The sequence below is a fragment of the Micromonospora sp. DT178 genome, from assembly GCF_049841695.1.
Taxonomy (GTDB): Bacteria; Actinomycetota; Actinomycetes; order Mycobacteriales; family Micromonosporaceae; genus Micromonospora.
In genome coordinates this window covers 334,019-359,653 of the sequence record NZ_JBNCKV010000004.1, presented here as the reverse complement: position 1 = coordinate 359,653, position 25,635 = coordinate 334,019, and the positions used below count along the sequence as shown (strand labels likewise).

The following is a 25,635-nucleotide window of genomic DNA, read 5'->3' as shown; positions in this document are numbered from 1 at the left end:
GCGGTCGTCCGGGGGTCAGAGGCCGTTGGCGGCGATGACCTGGCGGTACCAGTGCGCGCTGCGCTTGAGCACGCGTCGCTGGGTCTGGTAGTCCACGTAGACCAGGCCCCAGCGCTCGTCGTAGCCCGCGTCCCACTCGAAGTTGTCGAGCAGGGACCAGACGTGGTAGCTCTCCAGCGGCACGCCGGCGGCCATGGCCCGGTGGACCGCGGCGAGGTGGTCGCGCAGGAAGGTGACCCGCCCGGCGTCGTCGACCGTGCCGTCGGTGTCGAGGACGTCCGGGGTGGGCAGCCCGTTCTCGGTGACGGTCAGCGGGATCGGGCCGTAGTCGCGGGTTACCCGGGTCAGGATGTCGTACATCCCGTCGGGGTGGATCTGCTGCCAGGATGCCTGGGAGGTGGGCCAGCGCCCGGTGGTCGTGCCGTCGCCGGTGACGTAGTACGGCGTGTAGTACTGCACGGCGAGCAGGTCGACCGGCGCGGAGATGGTCGCGAGGTCGCCGTCGCGGATGCCGCGGACCAGCCGGCTGTCGGGGCCGAGGTCGTCCAGCACGTCCTGCGGATAGCGGCCGGTGAGGATCGGGTCGAGGTAGAGGCGGTTCTCGTAGCCGTCGTAGAGCCGGGCGGCCCGGGCGGCCTCGGGCGAGTCGTCGGCCGGGTAGCAGGGGTGCAGGTTGAGCGCCGGGCCGATCCGGCCGGAGCCGGTGGCGCGGTGCGCCGCGACGGCGAGCCCGTGGGCCAGCTGGAGATGGTGGGCGACCAGGTACGCGGCGTCCGGGTCCTGCCGGCCGGGGGCGTGGTGCCCTTCGAGGTAGCCGTTCTGCACGACCGTCTTCGGCTCGTTGACGGTGAGCCAGACCGGCACCCGGTCGCCGAGCGCGCGGAAGACGATCTCGGCGTAGTCGGCGAACCGGTGGGCGACGTCGCGCGACTCCCAGCCGCCGGCGTCCTGCAGGGCCTGCGGCAGGTCCCAGTGGAACAGCGTCGCCATCGGCGCGATGCCCCGCTCGTGCAGCCCGTCGACGAGGCGGCGGTAGAAGTCGAGCCCGCGCTGGTTGGGCGCGCCGGTGCCGTCGGCCTGTACGCGCGGCCAGGAGATGGAGAACCGGTAGCTGTCCAGCCCGATGTCGCGCATCAGGTCCAGGTCCTCGGCGTACCGGTGGTAGTGGTCGGCGGCGACGTCGCCGGTGTCGCCGTTGCGGGTGCGGCCCGGCGTGCGGCTGAAGGTGTCCCAGATCGACTCGCCCCGGCCGTCCTCCTTGGCCGCGCCCTCGATCTGGTAGGCGGAGGTGGCCGCCCCCCAGCCGAAGCCCGGAGGAAAGCGCAGGCCGGTCGCCGGCGTCTCGTCGGGGCGTGGCGCGGGGCCGGCGGTCCGGTGCCCGTCGCCCGCCACGGCGGCGGCGTGTGTCGCGGCGCCGGTCGTGGTGGCGGGGGCGGTGGCGGAGAGCGCGGCGCCGTGGGGCGGGCGCGGGGTGGGCATCGACATCGGTTCTCCTCATGGTCTGCGTGGCCACCGCCGGGCCGGGAGCGCTCCCAGCATAGGGCAGGAGCCGCCGGCCGGTCGCCTCCGCCCGGCCGGTCGGGCGAAGGCGATCGGGGGCGGCGGAGGGGTGTGTCGTGCGCCCGTGGCGGCGGTGCGGGAGCGGGGGCGCGCGGTGGCGCCGGCGCTCGGGTGGCCGGCCGCGGGACGCGGGGCGCCGGGGCGCGGGGCGTCGACCGGGCGGTACGGGCGGACAGCGGACGAGGCCGGTCGGAACGGCGACACGGCCAGTCCCGTCGGCCTCTTTTCCCATCGTGGCGAGGGGTTTAGTGTGTGGGGACGGGGGAGGGCAACCCCCGTCCCCACCATTGCTGCACACGCACGGGCGGAATTGGCGTCCTGTCGTGCGTGTCGCGCGGGAGCCGGGCCACGCGAGTGGCTAGAGGATCCACCTCCCTCCGTGTCGGTGGGAACGGCTGACGGCGGTGTCCGGGCTGGCCCGCCGTCAGCCCTCGGGCTGACTCCCCGGGATTCGTCGTCGACGGGTCCCGGGTGATCTTCTAATTGCATCTCCGTCGATGGAAGCGCTCCCATCGACCGATGCTGCGACTGTAACGCCCGTCACGGCTTTGTGAAAGCCCCAAAACGAGATCGAAACATGTTGCTGCTCCGATGCGCCCCCGGCCATTGTGGGAGCGCTTCCATGCGTGGCACACTGTCGCCACCGCGACGCGGAGCCAGATCGCGCAAGCGTGGGTCGCCGAGGGCAGCCGGTCGTCTCCGGCACGGCATCCGACGCAGTCGGTGGAGCAGCCGCCCCGCAGGGGGCGCCGCCCGCCGTACCCCGGCCTCGGGCCGGGGCGACCACCATCCCCGGGCGCCCCGCATCCCCGTTCTCGGGAGGGCGCCCCGCCGGGGCCCTTCGTCCCCGGCCAGGTCCGAGGAGACACCGCGCACATGAGAAATCTGGCAAGACGTCGCCGCCTGGCGATGGTCGCCGCCGCCGCGCTCGCCGTCGGCGGGGTGACCCTGCCGGCCGGCGCCGCCCAGGCCGCCCCCGCCTGCGACGTGGTCTACGCGACCAGCGACTGGAACAACGGCTTCACCGCCAACGTCACCATCAAGAACCTCGGCGACCCGATCAACGGCTGGACGTTGAAGTTCGCCTTCCCCGGCGACCAGCGGGTGACCCAGGGCTGGTCGGCCAAGTGGAGCCAGACCGGCAACCAGGTCACGGCCACCAACGAGTCCTACAACGGCAACCTCGGCACCGGCGCCTCCACCAGCATCGGCTTCAACGGCACGCACGGCGGCACCAACCCGAAGCCGACGTCCTTCTCGGTCAACGGCGTGACCTGCGGCGGCACCCAGCAGCAGCCGCCGACGGTCGGGCTGACCGTGCCGGCCGGCCCTTTCGAGGCCCCCGCCGACGTGCCGCTGAGCGCCACCGCCAGCGACCCGGACGGGACGATCAGCAAGGTCGAGTTCTACCGCAACGGCCTGCTGGTCAACACCGACACCACCGCGCCGTACGGCTACACGCTCGAAGACCTGCCCGCCGGCGCGTACACGGTGCAGGCCAAGGCGTACGACAACGCGAACCTGAGCGCCACCGCGGAGAAGTCCTTCACCGTCACGGCGGCGTCCGGGCCGGTGCTGGTCGCCACCCCGTCGGCGGTGAGCGTGACCGAGGGCGCCAGCTCGACGGTCAACCTCAAGCTCAGCGCCGCGCCGACGGCCAACGTGCCGGTCTCCCTCGCCCGCGCCGGCGACACCGACATCACCGTCTCGCCGGCCTCGGTGACGCTGACCCCGAGCAACTGGAACACCGGGGTGAACGTGACCGTCGCGGCGGCGGAGGACGCCGACACGCTCGGCGGCACCGCCACCGTCACCGCCTCGGCCACCGGCTACGCGCCGCTGGCGATCACCGCCACCGAGATCGACAACGACAACGGCGGCGGGGACAACACCTACGTCAAGCGGTTCCTCGACCAGTACGGCAAGATCAAGAACTCGGGCTACTTCAGCCCCGAGGGCGTGCCGTACCACTCGATCGAGACGCTGATCGTCGAGGCGCCCGACCACGGCCACGAGACGACCTCCGAGGCGTTCAGCTTCTGGCTCTGGCTGGAGGCCCAGTACGGGCGGGTGACCCAGAACTGGGCGCCGTTCAACAACGCCTGGAACGTCATGGAGAAGTACATCATCCCGTCGCACGCCGACCAGCCCACCGCGGGCGCGGCCGGCACCGCGCAGTACGCCGCCGAGCACGACCTGCCCAGCCAGTACCCGTCGGCGCTGGAGCCGTCCGTGCCGGTCGGCCAGGACCCGCTGCGCTCGGAGCTGCAGAACACCTACGGCACCGGTGACATCTACGGCATGCACTGGCTGCTCGACGTGGACAACACCTACGGCTACGGCCGCTGCGGCGACGGCACCACCCGGCCGGCGTACATCAACACCTTCCAGCGGGGCACCCAGGAGTCGGTGTGGGAGACCGTGCCGCAGCCGTCCTGCGACACCTTCGCCCACGGCGGCCGCAACGGCTACCTCGACCTGTTCGTGAAGGAGGCGAACGCACCGGCGAAGCAGTGGAAGTACACCAACGCCCCCGACGCCGACGCCCGCGCCGTGCAGGCCGCGTACTGGGCCCTGACCTGGGCCAAGGAGCAGGGCAAGGAGGCCGACGTGGCGGCCACCGTGGCCAAGGCCGCGAAGATGGGTGACTACCTGCGCTACGCCATGTTCGACAAGTACTTCAAGAAGATCGGCAACTGCGTCGGGGCCGCCACCTGCCCGGCCGGCACCGGCAAGGACTCGGCGCACTACCTGATGTCCTGGTACTACGCCTGGGGCGGCGCGTACGAGCCGAACCAGAACTGGTCGTGGCGGATCGGCTCCAGCCACAACCACTTCGGCTACCAGAACCCGTTCGCGGCCTGGGCGCTGACCAACGTCAACGAGCTCAAGCCGAAGTCGCCGACCGCGGTCACCGACTGGACCAAGAGCCTGGAGCGGCAGCTGGAGTTCTACACCTGGCTCCAGTCCGCCGAGGGCGGCATCGCCGGCGGCGCGACCAACAGCTGGGGCGGCCACTACGGCCAGCCCCCGGCCGGCACGTCGACCTTCTACGGCATGTACTACGACGTCGACCCGGTCTACAACGACCCGCCGTCGAACCAGTGGTTCGGCATGCAGGCCTGGTCGATGCAGCGCATCGCCGAGCTGTACCTGGAGACCGGCAACGCCAAGGCCAAGGCGCTGCTGGACAAGTGGGTGCCGTGGGCGATCGCCAACACCACGCTGGGCACCAACTGGTCGATCCCGTCGGACATGAAGTGGACCGGCCAGCCGACCACCTGGAACCCGGCCAACCCGCAGCCCAACACCAACCTGCACGTCGAGGTCACGGTGAAGGGCCAGGACGTCGGCATCGCCGCCGCCTACGCCCGCACCCTCATCGCGTACGCGGCGAAGTCGGGCAACGCGGCGGCGAAGAACACCGCCAAGGGGCTGCTGGACGCGCTGCACGCGGCCAGCGACGCCCAGGGCGTGTCCACGGTGGAGAAGCGCGGCGACTACCGTCGCTTCGACGACGTCTACGACGCCAGCACCGGGCAGGGCCTCTACGTGCCGCCGGGCTGGACGGGGACCATGGCCAACGGTGACCCCATCGCCGCGGGCAAGAGCTTCCTCGACATCCGCTCCTTCTACAAGAACGACCCGGCCTGGCCGAAGGTCCAGGCGTACCTGGACGGCGGTCCCGAGCCGGAGTTCAAGTACCACCGGTTCTGGGCCCAGGCGGACGTCGCCATGGCGTACGCCGACTACGGAAAGCTGTTCCCCAACGGCTGACCGACTCCTCCGGGTGGGTGGCGCGGCCCGCCCGCCCGGAGGCCGGCCGGGCGGGCCTGGGGGAACGGAGACGCCCGGTCGGCGGACGGCCTGACTCCCACGGTCAGGCCGGGGTGGGCCGGTCAACCGGCCGACGCAGCGGGGCAACCGGCCCACCCCACCGCACCCGGATATGCACCCGGTGCGAAAACGCCCGAAAAACCGGCCACCACGGGATCACGCGCGGGGCCGCGACGGAGTAACGTACGTCACCGGAGAGGCCGCTCCCCCCGTGGCGGCCTCTCCCTTATTTCCCCGCCGGCTCCACCGGCGCAGCGGCCGGCACGACCGGGTGGCGCAGCCCCGGGTGGCCGGCCGGCAACGACCGGCGCACCACCACCCAGCTCGCCGCGAGCACCGCCGCCACCAGCGGCCAGGACAGCGCGACCCGGGCCACCGTCAGCGCGACCACCTGACCGCCGAGCCACAGCGGCAGGAACACCGCCACCCGCAGCACGTAGGACGCCGCCCAGACCCAACTGCCCCGGCCGTACGCGCGCAGCAGCGCCGCATCCCGCCGCCACCGGGTCCGCTGGCCGAGCGCGACGCCCACCACCACCCCGAGCAGCGGCCAGCGGACCACGATGCTGACCACCCAGGCGAGGGTGCTCGCCGCGTTGGACAGCAGTTGGACGAGGAAGAAGTCCTCGGCGCGGCCGGTGCGCAACGCGACAAGCGCGGCCACGCAGACGGCCAGCAGCCCGATCAGCACCGAACGCGGTCGGTCGCCCCGGTGCAGCCGCCAGCCGGCCAGCGCGGCGCCGGTGACCACCGCCGCGCCCACCCCGCCCCACAGCGAGTGCCCGCCGAGCAGCCAGCCGAGGGCGAACGCCACCGGCGGCAGGGTGGCGTCGACCGCGCCCCGGCGCCCGCCGAGCAGGTCCGCGAGCGTCTCCGGCCGGTCCGTCGGGGCCGCCGCACGCTCCGGTGTACGCGTCACCGCACCCTCCTCACGTCCGCCACCAACCTAGCCGTACCCGAGCGACAGGCCACCCGCCGACCGGGCTGCGCCTGCCGCTACGGTGTGCGGGTGCGAGCGACGGCGAGGGGTTGGACCGCAGTCTGGTTGGTCGTTCTGGCGATCGTCCAGGCGGCGGCCTTCCTCGCGGTGTGGCGGGTCGCCGTGCACGTCGAGATCGGCCAGTGGGTCGACACCGTCGCCCTGACCGGCAACCGGATCGGGCAGGACCGCATCGACGGTCCGGTGGACCGGATCCTCAACGCCATGTCGGTCGTCTCGCTGCTGGCGGCGACCGCGGTGATCGGCTTCATCGCCCTGATCCGGGGCCGGATCGCCCTGGCCGTCACGGCCACCCTGCTGATCGCCGGCGCCAACGCCACCACCCAGTTGCTCAAGTACGGCCTGACCCGACCCGACTTCGGCATCGACCCCGAGCGGATCTACGCCGGCAACAGCCTGCCCAGCGGGCACGCCACGGTCGCCGCCTCGGTCGCGGTGGCCCTGGTGCTCGTCCTGCCGCGCACGGTCCGGGTCTTCGGCGCGTTCCTCGGCGCCGGTTACGCCGCGATCGCCGGGGTGGCCACCCTCTCCGCCGGCTGGCACCGGCCCAGCGACGCGGTGGCCGCGTTCCTGGTGGTCGGGGTCTGGGCGGCGCTGGCCGGGCTGGTGCTGCTGATCACCCAGCGGGAACAGGCGCAGGTGGAGTCGGCCGACGCCCATCGGGTCGCCGCGACGGTGCTCGGCGTCAGCGGCGTACTGGCGGTGGTGGCCTGCGGGTTGGCCCTCGCCTGGCTGGTCGACCTGCGCGGCACCGCGCCCAGCGAGCTGGCCCGCCGGCCCCTGCTCGTCGGCTACGCCGGCACTGCCGCCGGGATCGTCGGCACAATGGGTGTGGTGATGGCGCTGGTGCTCGCCGCCGTGCACCGGCTGGTGCCCCGGGTCAAGGGCTGACCCGCTCAGCGGGAGTAGGTGCCGACCATCGTCCCGCTCGCGAGGTCCCGCTCGACGAGCAGGCGGTGCACCTCGTCCGCCCGCGGCGTCCCGGGCAGCTCCAGCGGCCGGTCCAGGGCGTATAGCCGGAAGAAGTACCGGTGGGGATCGTCGCCCTGGGGCGGGTGCGGGCCGCCCCACCCGGTGGTGCCGAAGTCGTTGGGCCACTCGCGGCCACCCAGGGGCACGCCGCCCTCCGGTGACTCGGCGGCGCTCGGCGCGATCCCGGTGACCAGCCAGTGCAGGAACGGCGTCTTCCCCGCGTCCGGGTCCTCGACGAAGAGGACCAGCTCGGCCGCGGACTCCGGCACCCGCTCCCACTCCAGCGGCGGCGACACGTTGCCACCCTCCTTCGAGAAGCGGCTCGGCAGCATGTCGTGGTCGTTGAACGCGGTGCTGCGCAGCATGATCCCGGCCATCCCTGGCGCTCCTCTCGTCGGCCCGGCCGCGCGTACCCGCCGGGGCGACGCCGAAACGGGCGAATCCCGGTGTGAGAGGGTCGACGGCGGAAGGTGCGGGACGGGGGATGACGGTGGAGAGCGTACGGGCGGCGTTCCGGGACGAGTGCGAGCGGCTCGGCGAGGTGCTGCGCGGCGTCGACGAGGCGGATCTCGACCGGCCGACCGACTGCCGGCCGTGGACCGTACGCGAACTGCTGGCCCACGTACGCACCGGCGCGGGCCGGCTGGTCGACATGCTCGCCGCGCCGGCCCCGCCCCGCGCCGAGGTCGACGCCGCCGCCTACTACGGCGCCGCCAAGTTCACCCCGCCCGTGGACGCCGCCCGCGTCGACGCCGGCCGGCGGGAGGGCCGGGAACTCGACGGTCCGGCCCTGGTGGCCGACTTCGACCGAGCCTGGCGGGCCGCCCTCGACACCGTCGACGCCGCACCGCCGGGTCGGGTGGTACGCACCCGCCACGGCGACGCGATGGCGCTCGGCGAGTTCCTGCGTACCCGCGTGGTGGAGGTCGGCGTGCACGGCCTGGACCTGGCGGCGGCGCTCGACCGGCGGCCGTGGCTGACGCCCACCGCAGCGGAGGTCGTCGCCGACCTGCTCACCGGCGGGCGGGCGGTCCCGCCCGGGCTGGGCTGGGACCGGCTCACGCTGATCCGCAAGGCGACCGGCCGGGCCGGGCTCACCAACGGCGAGCGGGCCGTCGTCGAGGCCGCCGGCTTCCGCTGGCTCTCCTTCGGCGGCTGATCCGGGCAGGGCCCCCGGGTCTGGCCCCGGGCCCGTCCCCGCCGCAGGGCCCGTCCCGCCGCCCCGCAGGGCCCGTGCCCGCCGCGCCGCGCGGTCCGTGCCCGCCGTCCCGCGCGGTCCGTGCCCGCCGCCCCGTGCGGTCCGTGCCTGCCGCGCCGCGCGGCCCGCCTCGGGGACGGCCCGGCGAGCGGATCAGGCGTCGGCGCCGAGCGGGTCCGTCTCCGGGCGCGGGGCGGGCACGTGCGGGGCGGCCTTGCGCAGGTGCTCCAGCACCATCGGGTCGATCCGGCCGGGCACCAGGCGCTCCTCCAGGTTCTCCAGGCCGGCCCAGGAGAAGAGCGCCTCCTCCGGCCGTGCCGGGTCGACCGGGTGGCCGAGCGCGCCCAGCAGCGCGCCGACCTCGGCGGCGACCGCGCCCGTCAGGTCGAGCAGGGTGGCCGGGTCGGGTCGGCTGAAGAGCAGGGTGTGCACGGCGAGCAGCCGGCCCAGCTCGGTCACCGGATCGGGGTGGTCGTCGACCCGCAGGTCGACCAGCACGTCGCCGGTGCCGTCGTATCCGCCGCCGCGCTCGACCACCAGCAGCCCGGCGCTCTGCCGGCCGCGCCGGTCGCCGCCGGCCTGGTCCCCGGCGCGCAGCGCGGCCAGCAGCCGGTCGGGGAACGGCAGCGCCGTCCCGCCCAGCCAGGCGTCCCGGACCGCGTCGATCACCTGCGGGCCGACCAGGATGTTGCCCTGCGCCGCCCAGCCGTCCCCGGCCTGGCCGCCGGCCCAGGGGTGGCAGCTCGGCCCGGTCCAGGTCGCGCCGACGCCGGTGGCGGCGACCACGCCGAGCTGACGGTGGTCCCGGTCCGGGTCGGCGGCGACCAGCCCGGTCACCACGTCGGCCGCCGCCACCCCGGTGCGCAGCAGCGTCAGCCCCTGCGGTCGGTAGGCGAGGTTGACGTGGGCCTGGGTGGCGAGCGCGCCGACCTCGGCCTCGGCGGCCGGCACCAGCGCGCCGGCGGCCAGGAACCGGCTGGCCACGACCACGCCGTGCCGGCGGCCGTCGTCGGAGTGGGCGACGAGCGAGAAGGTCACGCTTGGAGGTTAGCGCGCCCCGCTGCGTGCATATCCCTCAGCTTCGATGCGTGTGGGATCCCCGACGGGATCTTGCTCTGCGCCACGCCGAGCGGGCACGATCGACCGATGACGACGCGTTGGGGCATGACCGTACCGCTGGACGGCATCCCGCTCGCCGAGCACGCCGCGGTCTACGCGGCCCTCGACCGGGCCGGATTCACCGACGTCTGGTCCTCCGAGGTCAACGGGGCGGACGCGTTCACCCCGCTGGCGCTCGCCGCCGCCTGGCAGCCCCGGCTGCGCCTGGGCACCGCGATCACACCGGTCTTCACCCGGGGCCCGGGCCTGCTGGCGATGAGCGCGGCGGCGCTGGCCGACGCCGCCCCCGGCCGGTTCGCGCTCGGCATCGGCGCGTCCTCGCCGGTCGTCGTCCGCAACTGGAACGCCGTGCCGTTCGACGAACCGTTCCGGCGCACCCGCGACGTGCTGCGGTTCCTGCGCGCGGCGCTCTCCGGGGCGACCGTCGACGAGGAGTACGACACCTTCGCCGTGCGCCGCTTCACCCTGGACCGCAAGCCAGCCGTGCCGCCGCCGGTGCTGCTCGCCGCGCTGCGCCCGGGGATGCTGCGGCTGGCCGGCGCCGAGGCCGACGGCGTCATCCTCAACTGGCTGGCCGCCGCCGACGTGCCCCGGGCGCTCGCCGAGGTCGGCGAGCGGCGCCCCGGCTACGAGGTGGTCGCGCGGATCTTCGTCTGCCCGACCGAGGACGCCGCGCACGCCCGCGCCCTGGGCCGCCGGCTGATCACCAGCTACCTCACCGTCCCGGCGTACGCCGAGTTCCACCGCTGGCTGGGCCGGGAGGGGGTGCTCGGGCCGATGTGGCGGGCCTGGGCCGCCGGGGACCGGCGCGGCGCGGGCGCGGCGGTGCCCGACGACGTGGTCGACGCGTTGGTGCTGCACGGCTCGCCGGAGCACTGCCGCGAGCAGGTCCGCCGCTACGCCGACGCCGGCGTGGACGTGCCGGTGCTGGCCCTGCTGCCCACCCCCGAGCTCGCCGCCGGTGGCGCGGCGGCGCTGGCGGACCTGATCGCGCGCCTGGGTGGGGGTGGGTCGCGGTGAACCTCACCGACCGGGTGGTCGTGATCACCGGTGGGGCCGGTGGCATCGGCTCCGCCCTGGCCCGCCGCTTCGCCGCCGAGGGCGCCGCCGCCGTGGTGGTGGCCGACCTGGACGCCGACGCGGCCCGCGCGGTGGCCGACGGCCTCGGCCCGGTCGCCCACGCCGTCGGGCTGGACGTGACCGACGAGGAGCAGGTCCGCGCGCTGGTCGTCGACACCGAGCGGCGGTACGGGCGCATCGACCTGTTCTGCGCCAACGCGGGCGTCACCTCCGGCGGCGGGATGGAGGTCGACGACGCCGGCTGGGACCGCGCCTGGCGGGTCAACGTGCTCTCCCACGTCTACGCGGCCCGCGCGGTGCTGCCGGCGATGCTCGCCCGGGGCGGCGGCTACCTGCTGCACACCTGCTCGGCGGCGGGCGTGCTGACCTCGGTCGGCGACGCCCCGTACGCCACGACCAAGCACGCCGCCGTCGGCTTCGCCGAGTGGCTCTCCGTCACCTACCGCGACCAGGGCGTCCGGATCAGCGCGCTGTGCCCGCAGGGCGTGGACACGCCGATGCTCGCCGACGGGCTGGCCGCCGGTCACCTGGGCGCGCGGGTCGTGGCCGCCTCCGGCGCGGTGCTCACCGCGGACCAGGTGGCGGACGCGGTGGTCGCCGGCCTCGCCGAGGAGCGCTTCCTGATCCTGCCGCATCCCGAGGTCGCCGGGTACGCCCGCCGCAAGGCGGAGGACCCGGACGGCTGGCAGTCCGGCCTGCGCAAACTCGTCCGCCGCCTGAGGGCGTAGCCGCTGTCGTCGGGCGGAGGTCGACCGGCGACAGCAGAGGTCCGACCGGGCCGGTTCCCGGCGGCGCGTGTGACCGAAGCTCGTGGCGCGCGTGGGCGTGGGCTCGGGCCGCGTCCGCCCGCGGTTCGGACCAAACCTGCCCGCTGTTGGCGTCGAACCGCAAGGACCAGGAGGCTCATGTCCCGCAGCAGTAGGTCGGTGGGGGTTCTCGTCGTCGACGACCAGGTGCTGATTCGCGCCGGTCTGGCCGCCCTGCTTCGGGCCGCCCCGGGGATGCGGGTGGTGGGTGAGGCCGCCGACGGCGCCGAGGCGGTGGCCGTGGCCGCCGCCACCCGGCCCCACGTGGTCCTGATGGACCTCCGGATGCCTGGCGTCGGCGGGATCGCGGCCACCCGTGAGATCATCGCCGCGGCCGGCGACGACCCGCCCCGCGTCCTCGTGCTGACCACGTTCGACACCGACGAGTACGTCTACGACGCGCTGCGGGCCGGGGCCAGCGGTTTCCTGCTCAAGGACACGCCCCCGGAGCGGCTGCTGGCCGCCGTCGCCACCGTGGCGCGCGGGGACATGCTCTTCACACCCCGCGTGGTCCACCGCCTCGTCGAGTCACTTGCCGCCTCCGCCGCGCCGCGGCCCGGTGCGCTGCCGGCGCTCGACGTCCTCACCGGACGGGAGCGGGAGGTGCTGCGGCTGGTCGGCACGGGCCTCGACAACACGGAGATCGCCGGGCGCCTGGTGATCGCGGAGGCGACCGTCAAGACCCATCTGAACCGGACCATGGCCAAGCTCGACCTGGCCAGCCGGGCGCAGGCGGTGGTCCTGGCGTACGAGGCCGGTCTGGTCCGGCCAGGTGAGAGGGGGTTCAGCAATCCGCCATAGATGCACGGGTGTCCTGGAGTTCCTGGACCGGACGTGACAGCAGGCAGAACTCGTTGCCTTCAGGATCGGGGCCCTCGTCTTCACCCGCCCGCGGCGAATGCCAGCCCCGGCCCGGAGCTCGTGCCGACGCAGCCGGCAAGATCACGGGCCATTGGAAACGGCGTCGACACCTCGACACGGGCAGGCTAGGCGGGCCGGGCCGGAGGCGACGGCCACCGACCGGTGACCCCCGGCTCGTGCCTGTCGGGTGGAACGACTCCGACGGGCAGACTGAGGGTGACGGTGAAGCCGCCGCCCGGGGCGGTGCCGGCGTGCAGGCTTCCGCCGTACAGTCGTGCCCGCTCGCGCATGCCGGCGAGACCGTGGCCGTGCGCTGGCCCGTCAGGAGCGCCGGGGCCGTCGTCGGCGACCCGGATGGTCAGCCGCTCCGGCTGGCCGTAGTCGAGCGTGACGTTCGCCCGGGCCCCGCGCGCGTGCTTCAGGACGTTCGTCAACGACTCCTGCACCACCCGGTACGCGCAGAGGTCCGCCCCCGGTGGCAGTGGGCGGGGCGAGCCCACGACCACCACCGCGACCTGGACGCCGGCGGCCCTGATCCGTTCAAGGAGTTCGTCGAGCCGACCCAGCCCCGGTGCGGGGTCGCGGCCGTCGCCCTCGCTTCGCGGATCGGTGTCGGACACCCGGAGCAGGGCGAGCATCCGGCGCATCTCCTCCAGCGCTTCGTGACTGCTGTCGGCGATGGTGTCCAGCGCCGCGCCCACCGTCGCCGGATCGGTGGCGAGGACGTACCGGGCCAGGCCGGCCTGCACCGAGATCACCGACATGTGGTGGGCGACCACGTCGTGCAGCTCGCGGGCGATACGTATCCGTTCCGCCATGACCGCGCTGCGGGCCCGGGCCTCCCGCTCCCGGCGCAGTTCCTCGGCCAGGGCGAGCAGTCGCCGGTTGCGGTCGGCCAGCCGTCGGGCCCCGGCCCCGAACAGCCAGGCCACCAGAGTCGCCACCAGCGCCTGGGCGAGCGCCGTCCACGGCGTGTAGACCTCGACCACCATGCCGCTGTAGAAGACCACCCCGGCCGTGGCCGCGGCCCCCGGCAGGGCGGTGCGGGTGGGACGCGTCGCGGCCACGGTGTACATCGCGAGCAGCGGCCCGAACAGGTTCAGGCTGGGCACGTAGCCGAGGGTGAGGAACCACGCCACCACGGCGCAGCAGGTCAGCAGGACGGTCACCGGGGCGCGGCGGCGTGCCGCGAGCGGGATGTTGGCCAGGCAGGTCAGGACCAGCGCCGTGCCGTCGAACTCGCGGAAGCCGGGCAGTTGGTAGTCGCGCCCCATCCAGGCCGTGACCGCCACGATGCCGGTGGCGACCGCCGCGTCGACGACCGTCGCGGGCACGTCGTGCAGTCGTTGCCGGAGCCGCTCGCGGTGTGGCACCGGTAGATCCTAAGTGGTCGGTGCGAGGTCGAGCGGTGGCGATGAGGGCCGGTGTCCCGCGGGTGGTGCCGTACAACCGCTGCGGTAGGCAGCCGATTCGGATACCGCAGCGGTCGCGGTAGGGGATCAACCAGCGGGACGATGTGGACGGACGCCGTGCAAATTAACGTCTTCGGTGCAAGCCAACCGCTAAAGGGAGTACGAATTGAAGAAGCGTCGTTCCGCCGTCGCCGCCCTCTTGGGAATTTCCACTCTGTTCGGTACGGTCGTGGTTTCTCCGGCCCCGGCCCAGGCGGCCACCGAATGGTCGATGAGCAGCACGAGCGCGGATGTCTCCGGCGCCTGGGTGCACGGTAGTTGGTGGTGGGGCGACAACGGCCGACTGTACGTCAAGGTGCAGGTCAAGGACACCGTGGCGAACGACCGCAACGCAAAGGCGCGGCTCATGGCCTACTACCGTGACGGCGGAACGCGCTACGAGGAACTCGCCAACGACAACGGCACGAACTCGACGGTCACCAGGACCTACAACTTTGCCTCGAATGTCACGCGGGTCGAGATCAACGAGTGCACCGACAATTCCCTGAGCGCCAACATCTGTGGAAGGTACAGCACGATCTTCTATCGTTCCTGAACGACCGGCGCAGACGGCGGCACCCGCACGGATCCGGCGAGGCGACAGGTGGCGGGCCCGGCCACTGTCACCGAGCCGTGGTGCGCCTGACCGCGCGGGCCAAACCCCGGTCCCGGCCGCAGCCGGGACCGGGGCGACTCGGCGAGCGGCGCCCCGGCTTCGAGGTGGTCGCGCGGATCTTCGTCTGCCCGACCGAGGACGCCGCGCACGCCCGCGCCAGGATCAGCGCGCTGTGCCCGCAGGGCGTGGACACGCCGATGCTCGCCGACGGGCTGGCCGCCGGTCATCTGGGCGCGCGGGTCGTGGCCGCCTCCGGTGCGGTGCTCACCGCGGACCAGGTGGCGGACGCGGTGGTCGCCGGCCTCGCCGAGGAGCGCTTCCTGATCCTGCCGCATCCCGAGGTCGCCGGGTACGCCCGCCGCAAGGCGGAGGACCCGGACGGCTGGCAGTCCGGCCTGCGCAAACTCGTCCGCCGCCTGCGGGCCTGAAACCCGGCCGCGCGGATCCGCCTCGCCGCGCACCGCGTGCCGGGCCTGGTTGCGCGGCGCTAGAAGCTGCTGACGAGCTTGACGAACGCGTCGTCGATCTTCGCCGGGTCGCGGGCGTCGAACGCCTTGCCCGCGGACGCCTTGGCGATCTGGTCCAGCTTCCCGAAGTCGGACTTCTCGTCGAAGGCGATGCAGAAGATCTTGATCGGTCGATCCGGATCCAACGCGACATCCTTCAGCAGCCGGTCAAGGTTGTTGTCCTTGGTGTACTCGTTCGTGCCGTCGGTCAGCACGACCACCGCGTTGATCCGGGACTGGTCGTAGTGATCGAGCATGTGCCGGTGTGCCGCCCGTACGGTGGCGTACAGCGCGGTGCCGCCCTCGACGTGCAGATTGTTGAGCTCCTTGGTGAGCGCCTTCTGGTTGAAGGGTGACAGCCGGACCTCCTCGCTGTACGGCGACTTCGGCCGCTGTGGGGTCTCGGACGAGAACGACCAGAGCGCGACCTTGTCCTCGGAGTTCAGCAGGCCGAAGCCCTTGGCGGCGGCCCTGGTCGCCACCTGGAACCTGGTCTGGTCACCGATCTTCAGGTTCATCGAACCGGACGTGTCGACGGCCACGAGGATGTTGGCCTTCTTCCGCAGCGTGCCCCAGCCGGTGAGGATCGCCTTGACCACGGCGGGATCCGGCGGGTCGAAATAGGTGAGGTTCTCGGCCCCCCGCCCGCCGACGGCGGCGATCAGCGGGCCGGCCGCGTTCCGCTCGTGGTCGCGGAAGCCGTGCCGGCTGAAGCTCTGCTGCTGCGGCGGCTCCTGGAGGAACTTCAGGAAGTCGGCGGCGGCGTCACGCTGCTCCGGGCTGGCCGAGGGGAGCACCACGTACGGGTGGTCGAGGTTGAACGTGCCTTCCTTGGGATACAGCGCTACCAGCGGGACCCTCGGCTTCTTGCCCGGGGTCGGGCTCAGCTTCCCCTCGTTGTACTGGTAGACCAGCTCCTCCTGCGTCACCACCGCGCTCATGTCCGTCGGGGCCGCCGTGTCGGCGCTGGACAGGTCCGCCTCGGCGCGGTCCTTCAACAGGTCCACGATGTCGTCGCTGTAGTGGGACACGTTGGCCTCGATGCGGCGGACGAACTGGGTCACCGCCGGATTCGCGACGTCGCTCTCGGTCAGGTCGCTGGCCCGGTTGATGGCCGCGTAGTAGCTCGCGATCGTGGCCGCCAGCCCGGAGGTGGACAGGTTCGGGTTGACCTTGCCGAAGCTGAACCGCCCCCAGTCGGGGCGACCGAAGGTGGCCCAGCCCGTGCGCCCGGACGAGCCCAGGACCTCACCCCAGCCGAGTGGGCCCTGTTGCTGGAGGTGCTCACCCTTCGACTGCGGCATGGCGATCACCAGCGGGCTGTTCGCGATCGACGGGTACTGGCCCGGGGTCTGCGCCGGGCGTCCGGCGGCCTCGTCCAGCAACTTCAACTGCCCGGTCCACAGGCTCGACGTCGGCAACCACACCTGCGGCCGTGGCAGGTTGGGCTGCTTGGCCGCCCAGTCGCCGGCCAGCGCGTCCGTCGAGGCACCGGAGGCGAGGCCGTGCACGGTCACCACGGCGCACCGGTCGCCGACTCGCCGATCGCTCTTGTTGTAGCGTTCCGCCAGCTCGCCGAGCAGCACGTCCTTCTCGATCGACGCGCTGACCTCCAGCGGCGTGCATCCGACGTCCGCCGCCGGCCGGACGATCAGGTAGGTCGCCGCGATGACCGCGGCTCCGGCCACGATGGCCGCGGTGTACGGCAGCCACGGCCGGGCAGTCGGTCGACCTGAAACCATCGGTTCCCTCCAGGGGTGTGCGGCGGTGGCGTCGGCGATGGCCTGCCGGGTTGACCGCTACCCGGTGGCCATGTCCGTCCCTGCCCGGGTGGACGGCGCCCCGGCCGCCCACCCCCGGCCGCCCGATGAGCTGGCAGGGCCCCGCCGTGCGCGGATCACCCGAACCCGGCGGCGTTGGCATCGCTGCCCCTGCCAGCCCGGCCATTGTGACTCCACCGGAACCTTGACGAGCCGCGCCGGGGCGACGGACGACAGAGGTATGGTGTCACGGCCCGCCAGCCCGAAAGCCACTCGCCTCCGGCGTGTCGTGCCGTCTCGCGGTTCGAGCGGAAGTGACGATGGCGGTGGATCCCTCGCGCGAGAGGGCGGTGAGTGGTTCGTCCGCCAGCAGCCGGCCGCGGGGCTCGCGCCGCAGCGCCGCTCACAGGCGGACGATCTGACCCACGCGCGGTGGCGTCCGGCCGGCGAGGACCTCCGGCCAGGCACGCTCCAGGGCGTCGGGCCCGGATCCGACCCGGACGTCGAGCCATTCGCCCACGACCCCGGTGAACCGTTGCCAGGCGTCGGTGAACCGCTGGTCGAGCCCGTCGCGGCCCCAGTCCTGGCGGCGCTTGCGCATCTGCACCGGGGCGAAGAACACCTCTCCCGCGGCGTCGGCGTTCGGGATCTGGGTGGTGAGTCCGACCGCGACGTCCCGCACGAGCCGGTCGCCGAGGTGCTCCCGCAGCGCGGCCCGGGTGGCGGGCGCGCCGGACAGGTCGAGATAGGCGGTCGGTACGGCGTCGAGGGCGTGGATGTCGTCGTAGGAGACGACGTCGTCGTAGCACCCAAGTGACCGGGTGAACGCGAGGTTGCCGGGTGAGGTGAGCCCGACCAGGCGCGGGCCCCGGCCGTGCAGCTCGAAGGCGGCGGCGTACGCGGTCTTGCTCGACGCCGACGACAGCACCAGCGACCGCGCCCCGTAGAAGTCGTTGTCGACGACCTGGTCGGCCAGCATGAAGGAGGTGAAGAACAGCGGCCGGAACAGGACCAGCAGGTCCTCCTGGTCTTCCCGGTACGCCGGGTCGCCGGTGGTCGCCCGGTACACGTTGTACGGCGAGGGCAGGTCGGCCCGGTGCGCGCTCGCGTCGCGGAACCCGGAGGCGTCCACCCGGTCCGGCCGCACCACCAAGTGACCCGCCGGCGGGAGGTAGCCGTAGACCCGCTGCCCCGCCGCGACCCCCTCGACCGTTGACTCGACCACCTCGGCGAAGCCCCACAGCGGCGGGAGTCCCCACTGCGGGCCGAGCCCACGGGGGCCGGGCGGGAAGAACTCCCAGTACCGCATCGAGTCGCCGAGCACCGCGTAGGTGACGTTGTTGGCGGTGAGGCCGACGCGGTCCACTCGCAACAGTGCCTCGCCGTCGGCGAGGGCGGGCGTCGTGCCTTCGACGAGGGTGGTCCGGCTCAGGTCGTCACGGGCCACGGCGAAGGTCCAGGAAGCAGGCATGATGCGACGCTAGGCAGCCCCGGAGGCCGAGACAAGTGCACTGCGAGTGCAAAATCCCACTCGCGGTCCGGTTGACGGAACCACAACCCGGAGCCGGCGGCAGCGACGGCCGTGGGTCGCGCTGCGTGCCGCGCGACCCGGTGGGGGTGGCCGGATCGCCGAGCCTCGCGGAGGGGCTCAGCGGTGCCAGCGGAGGGGGCCGGGGCGCACGGACCAGAGGAGGCGCCGCCACCAGGGGCGGGCGGCGCGCAGCGCGGCGACGTAGTCGCCGGCCGTCGTGGCGGCCCGCGCCGCCTGCTCCGCCGTCGCGGTGGCAGGAGCGAACGCCGTCTGGTTGAGCAGCCCCGCCAACTCCTCGACGTCCGCCCCGAAGGGGAGGACGGCACGGGCGTGGGCGGCGACCTCGGAGGCGGAGAGGTCCCCACCGACCGGGTGACCGGCCAGCCGCAGCGCGTCGGTGACCTCCCGCCAGGCGCCGGCGATCCGTTTGCCGGGGTCGCCCCGTTCCAGCCGCGCCCGGGTCAGTGCCCGGCGCATCAGCAGCAGGGCGAGCAGCGCGGCCACGACCAGCAGCAGCACGCCGCCCGTCCCGCCGCCGACCAGCAGAGCCGTCGACGGCCCGCCGGAGCCGGCCGGCCGGCCCGGCGCCGCCGCCGGCTGCGGGGTCGCGGTCGGCTCGACCGTGGGCTCCGGCACCTCCGACGGGGGCGGCTCCTCCGGTGCGGGGCGGAAGTCCTCCTCCACCGGTCGCGGCTCCTCGTCGGGCCGGGGCAACGGGTCGAAGGGCACCCAGCCCAGACCCTCGAAGAGCACCTCCGGCCAGGCGTACGCGTCGCCGGCCCGGACCGGGCCGTCGCCGGCGGCGCGGAAGCCCACCACCACCCGGGTCGGCAGCCCCGTCAGCCGGCCCAGCACGGCGAACGCCGCCGCGAACTGCTCGGAGGTGCCCCGCTGGCCGCCCGCGTTGCGGGGTCCGAAGAGGAAGAAGTTCAGGTTCGGATATGCATGCCCGCTCGGCGCGTCCGCGACGAGGCGGTAGTGCTCGGCGAGGAACTGCTCCACGGCGGCGGCCCGCGCGTACGGGGCGCCGTTGGACTCGGCGAGCTGGGCGGCGAGCCGGCGCAACGGGTCCGGCACCCCGTCGGCGACCCGCAGCACCCGGGCCACCTCCTCGCCGGCCGGCACGTCCGCCGTGCCGAGCAGGTTGGCGTCCGGCGTCTCCAGCGCCGACGTCACGCTGTAGCGCAGCCCCGGGGTCAGGCCCTCCGGGCGGATCAGCGTCCCGGTCGTCGGGTCGTACGCCACCCGCGCGCCGGTGACCTCGCGCGGGGTGGCGACGGCGGGCAGCAGCCGGCCGCTCAGCCCGGCGACGGTGATCTCCTGCCGTACCGTCTCCACGGTGCTGTCGGGGGCCGGCGCCGTGGCGGGCAGGATCCGCCCCGCGTTGCGGTACGTCGCGCCGACCCGCCAGGTCACCCCGTCGTAGTCGCTGAGCACCGCCAGCCGGATCGGCACGGGGCGGCCGGCATCCGGCCCGGGGGAGGCCCCCGGCTGCTCGGCCGGCCCGGAACCCGGTGGGTCCGAGCGTCGCGTACGCACGTCGAGCAGCTGCTGGCCCGGGTTCAGCGCCCAGCCGGAGATCCGGATGAGCGGGTTCTCGTCCAGCGTCTCCACCTGCGGCGGCTCGACGTACCGTCGAGGGTCCACCGGCCGACCGTCGACCTGGCCGGCGAGCAGCGGACCGAGCAGCGCGACCAGCCCGACCACCACCGCGAGGCCGGCGGCGGAGGCGGCGGCGAGCCGGGCCCGGACGGCGGCGCGGACCGCCGGCGCCAGGCCGGCGGCCGGGTCGACGCCGGCCGTGGCCCCGCCGCCCGCCGGGATCGCCAGGCCGAGCACCGCCACGGCCACGAGGGCCAGCGTCGGCCCGATCGCGGGATTGGCGTTCGGGCCGACCACGTAGAGCGCGGCGGCGTAGAGCAGCACCGGCGGCAGGTAGCCGAGCAGCACCCGGCCCGCCCGCATCGCCACCTCCGCCCCGGCGAGGCCGGCCAGCCACGCGGCGACCAGCGGCACCAGCACCGTGTCGGGGGTCGGCTCCACGGGGATCATCGCCGTCAGCAGCCGGGGAATGCCGTTCGCGGCGGCGTCCGCGGTCACCTGGGCCAGACCGCCGGGCAGTTCGGCGCGGGTCGCGGTGAGGCGCAGCGACCAGGCCGTCCAGCCGGCCATCGCGAGCACCGAGACGGGTGCGACCAACCACGAGGGCAACCGGCGGGCGGCCACGCTGACCAGCACCGAGCCCACCGCCGCCCCGAGCACCAGCCAGGTCAGCAGCGGGCCGGCGTAGACCCGGCCGAGCACCGCGCCCGCCAGGCCGATCATCGCGATCAGTGCCAGCGGCACCGGGACCGCCCGCAGCGCCCGTCCCAGCCGGGCAATCCCGCCGCCCTCGGCGCGGCCACGGCCGTCACCACCGCCGGCCCCGGTCGGGCCGGTGGTCGCCGTCGTGCCGCCCCCGTCGGCCGGCCGCCCCGCCGCGGCGCCGCCGGCCACCGTCACCACCTGCGCACCCCGTCCCACTCGGCGGCGAACGCCGCCCCGTCCGCGGCGTCGATCACCACCAGGCCGGCCGCGCCCGACGGCGCCGGCTCCGTCGCCCCGAAGACCCCCACCACCACCGACGGGTACGCGGCCCGCAGCGCGCCCACCGTCCCCAGGTCGTCGCGGCCCCCCGGCCCGGTGAGGAAGACCAGCGTGTCGCCGAGCCGCTCCCGCCGCAGCCGGGTGGTGGCGGGCTGAAGGTCGCCGTCGTCGGCGAGTCCCGCCGCCGCGAGCCGGTCCAGCGGCCCGTGCGCCGCCGCGTCGCCACCGGCCGCCGCGAGGCCGGCCGGCTCCGGCGCGACCAGCAGCAGCACCACCGGCAGACCCTCGCGGTACGCGGCGACCAGCACCGAGGCGGCGGCCTCGCACGCCGACTCGAACGACTCGGCCACCCCGTCGAGGCGCTGCGGGTGGGCGGCCGTCCGGTTGTCCAGCAGCAGCACGATCCGCGGCAGGCTGGTGTCCACGTTCTCCCGCACCATCAGCTCGCCCACCCGGGCGCTGGTACGCCAGTGCACCCGGCGCAGCTCGTCACCGACCACGTACTCGCGCAGCGAGTCGAAGGTGATCGACCCGTGCGGCACCTTGTCCACCCGGCCGTCCAGGCTGCGCCCCGCCCCCGTGGGCACCGCGTTCAGCGGGTGCACGCGCGGGTGCACCCAGACCGGCACCGTGCCGCCGTACGGGCGGGCCAGCGACACCAGGCCCAGGGGGTCGCGCCGGGTCAGCCGCAGCGGCCCCACCGGCACCACGCCCCGGCGGGCGGTCGGCACCTCGTAGCGGACCGTGGTGTCGCGGCCCGGTCGCAGCCGCAGCAGCGGCACCGGGACCGCCCGGTCGCCGCACCGGTCCTCGGCCACCAGGCTCGCCGCCCGCAGCCGCCCCGCGTTGCGCACGGTCAGGGTCATGGTGGCCGGCTCGCCCCGCGCCACCCGGTCCGGGTCGGCGCTGCGGGTCACCTCCAGGCGGGGCCGCCACGCCGCGCTCAGCACGGCGTAGCCCACGGCGATGCCGGCCGCCGCCCCGAGTAGCGTCAACTCCGGGTACGCGAAGCGGAAGCCGACGCCGAGCAGCACGACGGCGGCGACGAGCAGCCCGACACACCGGGCGGTGAACGCGGACACCGGCGTCGCCGGTCAGCCCTGGACCGGGGCCGGCTGGCCCGAGGGGAGCGGCACCGGGACCGAGGCGATCGCCTGGCGCAGCACCTCGGCGGCGGTGACCCCGCGCACCTGCGCGTCGGGGGTGAGCAGCAGCCGGTGTGCGAAGACCGGCTCGGCCAGGGTCTTCAGGTCCTCCGGCATGATCCAGCCCCGCCCGTCGATCAGCGCGTACGCGCACGCCGCCCTCGTCAGCGCGATCACGCCCCGGGGACTGACCCCGACGCGTACCTGCGGGTGGGTGCGGGTGGCCGCGGCCAGCCGCACCGCGTACGCGTAGAGCGGCTCGGCGATGTGCACCCGGCGGGCCATGCGGACCATCTCCCCGACGGTGGCCGTGTCGGTGACCGCGGTCAGCGCCTCCGGGGAGCGGACCGTCGCTCCGCGAAGCACCTCCACCTCGACCGCCTCGTCGGGATAGCCGACGGAGAGCTTCACCAGGAACCGGTCGAGCTGGGCCTCGGGCAGCCGGTACGTGCCGTCCATCTCCACCGGGTTCTGGGTGGCCACCACCAGGAACGGCTGCGGCACCGGGTGCCGGACCCCGTCCACGGTGACGGTGCGTTCCTCCATCACCTCCAGCAGCGCCGACTGGGTCTTCGGCGACGCCCGGTTGATCTCGTCGGCGATGACGATGTTGGCGAACACCGGCCCCGGGTGGAACTCGAAGCCCCGGGTGGCCTGGTTGAAGATCGTCACCCCGGACACGTCGGAGGGGAGCAGGTCGGGGGTGAACTGGATGCGCCGCCACTGCCCCTTCACCGTCGCCGCGATGGCCCGGGCAAGGGTGGTCTTGCCGACCCCCGGCACGTCCTCCAGCAGCACGTGCCCCTGGGCGAAGAGGGCGGTCAGCGCCAGCCGGACCACCTGCGGCTTGCCCAGCACCACCGCGTTGACGTTCTCGGCCAGCCGGGCGGCGAGGGCGGCGAAGCCCTGCACCTCCGGCTGGGTGAGCGGTTCTGGGGTGTTCACGGCGGTGGTGCTCCTTGCCTGGGTGGGTCAGCAGGTGGGCAGGACCTTGATGTCGTCGCCGCCCTCCAGGTTGAGCCAGGCCCAGGGGATGTAGTTGCGTCCCTTGTAGTCGACCTGCACCCACCAGGTGCTCTGCTTCTGGTCGTTGTAGATCCAGGAGTCGACGTTCTCGCCCGACTTCCTGCAGTACGCCTTGAGCCGGGTGCCCGGCTTCGCCCAGCCGACCTGCCGGTCGTTGTCCTGCCGGGGCACCGAGAAGATCTCGTTGCCGTTGCGGCCGTCGACATCCTTGTCGCAGTACGTCCGCTGGTCGTCCTCGGGCCCGTTGCGGCAGGTCGCGATCCCGTAGAGGGCGCCCGTGGCCTGGGCGCGGGTGGCGGTGCCGTCGCCGGCGGCGTTGCGCGCCGTCACGGTGAACGTGTATTTCGTGCCCGGCGTCAGGCCCGTCATCGTGATGCTGGAGCAGCTCCCGGGCTTCGCCGGCTCACCGGCCGTGCTCAGCGAGCAGGTCGCCTTGCCGCCACCGGCGTCCACGGTGAACGTCACCGTCGCCGAGGTGGCGGTGGCCGAGGAACCGGTCACGGTGACGCGGGGCTCGGCCACCGTGCGGGCCGTGGTGGTGGCCTCCGGGCCGGGCCCGGCCTCGTTGACCGCCCGCACCTTCACGGTGACGTTCTGGCCGTTGCCCAGCCCGTCCACCGTGGCCCGGGTGTCGGTCACCTCGCTGCTGCGCCCGCCCACGTCCACGAGGTACTTCGTCACCGGCCGGCCGTTCGCCGCCGCCGGGGACCACTGCACCGCGACGGCGCCCGGCCGATCGGCCACCGTGGTCGATCGCAGCTCGGACGGCCGCTCCGGCGGCGCGTACGGCACGACGGTGTTGCTCACCGGCGAGGCCGCCGAGCCGGCGCCCCGGTCGTTGACCGCCACCACCGTGAACGCGTACTGCGTGCCGTACTCCAGTTCGCCCGCCGGCACCACCAGCTCGGTCCTGCGGGACTCGCCGGCCGGGGCGTTGGTGCCCGCCGACGTGGCCGTGACCACGTACTTCGCGATCGTGTTGCCCTGCCCGTCGGCGGCCGGCCACTTCACCAGCACCGTGCCGTCCGGGCGCTCCCGGGCGGTGACGCCGGCCGGGGGGTCCGGCACCGCGGCCGTGGGCGTCACCGGGTTGCTGGTACGCGCGGGACCGTCGCCCTTCGCGTTGACCGCGTGCACCGAGAACCGGTACGTCTCGCCGTTGGTCAGGCCCTTGATCTCGACCGCCCGCTGGTTGGCGCCCACCTCCACGCGCTGGTCGGCGCCCTGCACCACGTACCGGGTGATCTCCGCCCCGTTGGCCGGGGCCGGCCGCCAGCTCACCCGGGCCTGCGCGTTGCCGGCGGCGGCGGTGACGCCGCGCGGGGCGCCCGGCTTGCCCACCTTGGGCTTCTTCGGCGGGGGCGGCGGCGGGGGAGCGGGCGGCGGGTCGCCGCCGAGGACGTCGTTGGCGTACTTGTCGACCTCGCGGACCTGGTGCTTGTCGTCCACCACCTGCGCGGTGGCCGAGTCGGGGGCGTTGATGAACAGGTGGTTCTCCCGCACCTCCAGCTCCAGCGGCCCGGTGCCCCGGCCCCGGATGGTGTCGACGAGCTGCCCGCCGGAGTCGAAGGCGTAGACGGTGCCGGACGCCTCGTCGGCGCAGTAGTAGCGGCCGGCCCACGCCACGGCCGGGCTGATCTTGTCGCCCGCGCCCGGCACGGTGAACGCCCGCACCGCGCCCGCGTCGTCGACCACGTGCACCCGCCGCTCGCCGGGCACCGTCACGGGCACGTGCGGCCCGCTGGTGCGCGCCGGCAGCGCGCCCGGCGCGGTCATCGTCAGCGGCGTGGTCCGCACCTCGCCGCGCTGCACGGTCACCAGGGCGCTGGCGGTGCGGTCGAGCACCGCTACACCGTCGTCCAGGGTGGAGACCACCAGCTCGTGGCTGGCGTCCGCGACGTCGTACGTCTCGACCTTCTTCGGGCTGAGCCCGGCCCCGGCGGGGGCCGCCGACGCGGGCGCGGAGGGCAGCGGCGCGGCGGTCACCGCCGAGACGGTGCCCTCGCTGGGCACCGCGATCCACAGGCGCCCCTCGCCGTCGAAGGACCCGCCGGTGATGCCCGGCGGGTAGCGCACCGGCTCGCCGATCGGGGTCAGCGACCGCGGGTCGAGCTGCCGGACGACGCCCTGCACGGCGTCGACGACGAACGCCGCGTCCTCGTGCAGGGCCACGTTGACGCCGAGCCCCGGGGTCGTCCGGGTGGTCGCGGTGATCTGGAGGGTGGCCAGGTCCAGCGAGCTGACCTGACCGGTGTTCAGGTCCCGCAGGACCAGCAGCCGGTCGGTCTGGGTGACCTGCATCGGGTGCCGGCGGGCGCCCGGGATCCCGACCCGGGTGTCGACCCGCGCGGTGATGCCGTTGACGCGGGCCAGCTCGCTGCGCGCGGCGCTCCACAGCCAGGAACTCGCGTCGTGGCTCGCCACCGCGTTGTCCGCCGCGCCGAGGCCGTGGATGGTGAGCCCCATGGCGGCCAGCAGCGCGGCCACCGTCGCGATGGTGACGACCCCGCCGCGCATCCGGCGGGGCCGGCGACGCGGCGGACCGGTGCCGGCGTGCCCGGCGTCATCGATGGTGGCCACT

At 74.2% G+C, this 25,635-nt stretch carries 18 protein-coding genes and 1 pseudogene; 8 read left to right on the top strand and 11 right to left on the bottom strand.

Annotated elements, in window-relative coordinates; all coding sequences use genetic code 11:
* Positions 1-15: 15 nt before the first annotated feature.
* Positions 16-1,485, bottom strand: coding sequence for a GH1 family beta-glucosidase (locus tag ACLQ22_RS10265; RefSeq protein ID WP_425692059.1), 1,470 nt, complete (start codon positions 1,483-1,485; stop codon positions 16-18).
* 960 nt (positions 1,486-2,445) lie between these two features.
* Here ACLQ22_RS10265 and ACLQ22_RS10260 point away from each other — a divergent pair.
* Positions 2,446-5,337 carry a glycoside hydrolase family 48 protein gene (locus ACLQ22_RS10260; protein WP_425692154.1) on the top strand — a complete coding sequence of 964 codons (2,892 nt, stop codon included), beginning with the start codon at positions 2,446-2,448 and terminating at the stop codon, positions 5,335-5,337.
* A 286-nt stretch (positions 5,338-5,623) separates the two neighbouring features.
* On the opposite strand, the gene ACLQ22_RS10255 is transcribed toward ACLQ22_RS10260, so the two are convergent.
* Positions 5,624-6,316, bottom strand: coding sequence for a DUF3159 domain-containing protein (locus ACLQ22_RS10255; protein ID WP_425692058.1), 693 nt, complete (start codon positions 6,314-6,316; stop codon positions 5,624-5,626).
* A gap of 84 nt (positions 6,317-6,400) precedes the next feature.
* On the opposite strand from ACLQ22_RS10255, the gene ACLQ22_RS10250 reads away from it, so the two are divergent.
* Complete coding sequence (locus ACLQ22_RS10250; protein ID WP_425692057.1) at positions 6,401-7,288, top strand: phosphatase PAP2 family protein; 888 nt, start codon at positions 6,401-6,403, stop codon at positions 7,286-7,288.
* Between the two features lie 5 nt (positions 7,289-7,293).
* Here ACLQ22_RS10250 and ACLQ22_RS10245 read toward each other — a convergent pair whose 3' ends face one another.
* The gene (locus ACLQ22_RS10245) at positions 7,294-7,746 is read right to left on the bottom strand and encodes a YbhB/YbcL family Raf kinase inhibitor-like protein (protein ID WP_425692056.1); all 453 of its coding nucleotides are present in this window, start codon (positions 7,744-7,746) and stop codon (positions 7,294-7,296) included.
* Between the two features lie 107 nt (positions 7,747-7,853).
* Between ACLQ22_RS10245 and ACLQ22_RS10240 the strand changes: the two genes are divergently transcribed.
* Complete coding sequence (locus tag ACLQ22_RS10240) at positions 7,854-8,528, top strand: maleylpyruvate isomerase N-terminal domain-containing protein (protein WP_425692055.1); 675 nt, start codon at positions 7,854-7,856, stop codon at positions 8,526-8,528.
* Positions 8,529-8,720: 192 nt separating this feature from the next.
* On the opposite strand, the gene ACLQ22_RS10235 is transcribed toward ACLQ22_RS10240, so the two are convergent.
* Complete coding sequence (locus ACLQ22_RS10235) at positions 8,721-9,605, bottom strand: DUF1028 domain-containing protein (protein WP_425692054.1); 885 nt, start codon at positions 9,603-9,605, stop codon at positions 8,721-8,723.
* Positions 9,606-9,731: 126 nt separating this feature from the next.
* Here ACLQ22_RS10235 and ACLQ22_RS10230 point away from each other — a divergent pair, with 126 nt between their 5' ends.
* From ACLQ22_RS10230 to ACLQ22_RS10220, 3 genes are all read left to right on the top strand, one after another.
* A complete protein-coding gene (locus ACLQ22_RS10230; RefSeq protein ID WP_425692153.1) occupies positions 9,732-10,706 on the top strand; it encodes an LLM class F420-dependent oxidoreductase in 975 nt (324 codons plus the stop codon).
* The gene (locus tag ACLQ22_RS10225) at positions 10,703-11,494 is read left to right on the top strand and encodes an SDR family oxidoreductase (protein ID WP_425692053.1); all 792 of its coding nucleotides are present in this window, start codon (positions 10,703-10,705) and stop codon (positions 11,492-11,494) included. Before ACLQ22_RS10230 ends, ACLQ22_RS10225 begins: the two co-directional genes overlap by 4 nt.
* 177 nt (positions 11,495-11,671) lie before the next feature.
* Positions 11,672-12,373: a response regulator gene (locus ACLQ22_RS10220; protein ID WP_425692052.1), complete on the top strand. Its 702-nt coding sequence runs from the start codon at positions 11,672-11,674 to the stop codon at positions 12,371-12,373.
* A 185-nt stretch (positions 12,374-12,558) separates the two neighbouring features.
* Here ACLQ22_RS10220 and ACLQ22_RS10215 read toward each other — a convergent pair whose 3' ends face one another.
* On the bottom strand, positions 12,559-13,806 hold the full coding sequence (locus tag ACLQ22_RS10215; protein ID WP_425692051.1) for a sensor histidine kinase: 1,248 nt from the start codon (positions 13,804-13,806) through the stop codon (positions 12,559-12,561).
* Positions 13,807-14,011: 205 nt separating this feature from the next.
* On the opposite strand from ACLQ22_RS10215, the gene ACLQ22_RS10210 reads away from it, so the two are divergent.
* Together ACLQ22_RS10210 and ACLQ22_RS10205 are read left to right on the top strand one after the other, a co-directional pair.
* A complete protein-coding gene (locus ACLQ22_RS10210; protein WP_425692050.1) occupies positions 14,012-14,440 on the top strand; it encodes a hypothetical protein in 429 nt (142 codons plus the stop codon).
* A 209-nt stretch (positions 14,441-14,649) separates the two neighbouring features.
* A pseudogene (locus ACLQ22_RS10205) lies at positions 14,650-14,928 on the top strand (dehydrogenase); the annotation flags it as partial.
* Positions 14,929-14,987: 59 nt separating this feature from the next.
* Here ACLQ22_RS10205 and ACLQ22_RS10200 read toward each other — a convergent pair.
* The 6 genes from ACLQ22_RS10200 to ACLQ22_RS10175 all read right to left on the bottom strand — a co-directional run bounded on the left by ACLQ22_RS10200 (position 14,988) and on the right by ACLQ22_RS10175 (position 25,634).
* Entirely contained in the window at positions 14,988-16,694 is a 1,707-nt protein-coding gene (locus ACLQ22_RS10200) for a substrate-binding and vWA domain-containing protein (protein WP_425692049.1), read from the bottom strand.
* A gap of 475 nt (positions 16,695-17,169) precedes the next feature.
* Positions 17,170-18,237: a DUF2855 family protein gene (locus ACLQ22_RS10195; RefSeq protein ID WP_425692048.1), complete on the bottom strand. Its 1,068-nt coding sequence runs from the start codon at positions 18,235-18,237 to the stop codon at positions 17,170-17,172.
* Positions 18,238-18,414: 177 nt separating this feature from the next.
* Positions 18,415-20,793 (bottom strand): DUF3488 and transglutaminase-like domain-containing protein, encoded by a 2,379-nt coding sequence (locus tag ACLQ22_RS10190; RefSeq protein WP_425692152.1) that lies wholly within the window; start codon positions 20,791-20,793, stop codon positions 18,415-18,417.
* Between the two features lie 2 nt (positions 20,794-20,795).
* A complete protein-coding gene (locus ACLQ22_RS10185) occupies positions 20,796-21,965 on the bottom strand; it encodes a DUF58 domain-containing protein (protein WP_425692047.1) in 1,170 nt (389 codons plus the stop codon).
* A gap of 12 nt (positions 21,966-21,977) precedes the next feature.
* Positions 21,978-22,973, bottom strand: coding sequence for an AAA family ATPase (locus tag ACLQ22_RS10180; RefSeq protein WP_425692046.1), 996 nt, complete (start codon positions 22,971-22,973; stop codon positions 21,978-21,980).
* A 27-nt stretch (positions 22,974-23,000) separates the two neighbouring features.
* A complete protein-coding gene (locus ACLQ22_RS10175; protein WP_425692045.1) occupies positions 23,001-25,634 on the bottom strand; it encodes a fibronectin type III domain-containing protein in 2,634 nt (877 codons plus the stop codon).
* Between the last annotated feature and the right edge of the window lies 1 nt (position 25,635).

Coding starts and splice junctions, on each gene's coding strand:
- ACLQ22_RS10230 (WP_425692153.1), top strand. CDS start 9,732: ATGACCGTACCGCTGGACGGCATCCCGCTCGCCGAGCACGCCGCGGTC.
- ACLQ22_RS10220 (WP_425692052.1), top strand. CDS start 11,672: ATGTCCCGCAGCAGTAGGTCGGTGGGGGTTCTCGTCGTCGACGACCAG.
- ACLQ22_RS10240 (WP_425692055.1), top strand. CDS start 7,854: ATGACGGTGGAGAGCGTACGGGCGGCGTTCCGGGACGAGTGCGAGCGG.
- ACLQ22_RS10265 (WP_425692059.1), bottom strand. CDS start 1,485: ATGTCGATGCCCACCCCGCGCCCGCCCCACGGCGCCGCGCTCTCCGCC.
- ACLQ22_RS10195 (WP_425692048.1), bottom strand. CDS start 18,237: ATGCCTGCTTCCTGGACCTTCGCCGTGGCCCGTGACGACCTGAGCCGG.
- ACLQ22_RS10245 (WP_425692056.1), bottom strand. CDS start 7,746: ATGGCCGGGATCATGCTGCGCAGCACCGCGTTCAACGACCACGACATG.